This is a genomic window from Streptomyces boncukensis (genome assembly GCF_011045075.1).
GTDB classification, from domain to species: domain Bacteria; phylum Actinomycetota; class Actinomycetes; order Streptomycetales; family Streptomycetaceae; genus Streptomyces; species Streptomyces boncukensis.
Window position 1 is genome coordinate 1 of record NZ_JAAKZZ010000983.1, and the last position, 1,189, is coordinate 1,189.

Consider the following 1,189-nt stretch of genomic DNA (forward strand, 5'->3'; position numbering starts at 1 on the left):
GACGGGGGCTGCGGAGGGGGGATTGGGGGCGCACAGCAGGTTTATCGACACATCGTCATGCTTGCGAGCGAATCATGCCTGCTGGTGTGGTTCGGCAGGGATTCGGTGGGCAACTCTGGGGTCGCGACGTCGTAGCGACATCGAGGCAGCACGGCCAACTGCCTTAGGCATCACGGCACTTACGTTCCTGGAGGAATGAAATGGCACGCATCCGCACCGCCCGCGTCATCGCAGCGGCTGCTTCGGTCCCGCTGGCCTTCGCCGTTCTCGGCGGCGTTGCGCAGGCTGACAACGGCGCTTTCGCGGACGACGGCTCTGCCTCGAATGCGCAGTCCAGCGTCAGCGTTCAGGGGCAGAACGCTGAGGGCGACGGCAACAACACCAACAGCGCGAACAACGCGACCGTCAACGGCAACGGCGCGGTCGTGGACCAGTCGAACGAGACCACCAACACCACCGTCGACTACGTGGTGGTCTTCGGCAACACGTTCGGCTGAGCCGGGGTTCGCCCGACTGAAGGCTCGTAAGAGCCTGGCGTTCATGGGGATGGGCTGAAGCCGCGCGTCCGCACTGTGGTGCGGGCGCGCGGCTGCTTTGTGCTGCTGGTGTGCGGGCGGCACGCCCCGGAGTGTTGACAGCTCCCTGACATCTGACGGACAGTCAGAAAATGTCTCCCGCTGGGACCACGCACGGCACCGATGAGCTGTACGAGCGGCTCCGCGCCCATCAGGGGCGCCCCGCGGCCGTCGCGGGCCGGGGCCGCGACCCGGTCAACACGCCCATGATCCGGCACTGGTGCGAGGCGCTGCGCCACCCCGCGCCACCCGACGGCTCCGCGCCCGCCACCATGCTCCAGGTGTGGACGATGCCCGGCCTCGACGGCATGGGCGGCGCCCGCTCCCCCGCGTACGAGGCGCTGCTGGCCGCTCTCGACGACGCGGGCTACACGGCCGTCGTCGCCACCGACTGCGAGCAGGAGTACGCGCAGCCGCTCCGCCCCGGCGACGCGGTCGCCTTCGACGGCGTGATCGAGTCCGTGTCCCCCCGCAAGACCACCCGGCTGGGGACCGGCTACTTCGTGACCACCCGGACGGACATCCGTACGGCCACCGGCGCGCTCGCCGGAACGCACCGCTTCCGCATCCTCAAGTACCGCCCCGAGCGGCGCGGCCAGGCCCCGCCCCAGGCC

2 protein-coding genes are annotated in these 1,189 nt (G+C 69.8%); both read left to right on the forward strand.

From position 1 onward, the window contains the following. The first annotated feature begins 200 nt into the window (after positions 1-200). Positions 201-497: a hypothetical protein gene (locus tag G5C65_RS37455; RefSeq protein ID WP_165303499.1), complete on the forward strand. Its 297-nt coding sequence runs from the start codon at positions 201-203 to the stop codon at positions 495-497. A gap of 170 nt (positions 498-667) precedes the next feature. Then, positions 668-1,189 (forward strand): FAS1-like dehydratase domain-containing protein (locus G5C65_RS37460; RefSeq protein ID WP_165303500.1); only part of this gene is annotated, 522 nt, incomplete at its 3' end.

Excerpts from the sequence above, each read along its gene's own strand:
- G5C65_RS37455 (WP_165303499.1), top strand. The coding sequence starts at position 201 with ATGGCACGCATCCGCACCGCCCGCGTCATCGCAGCGGCTGCTTCGGTC.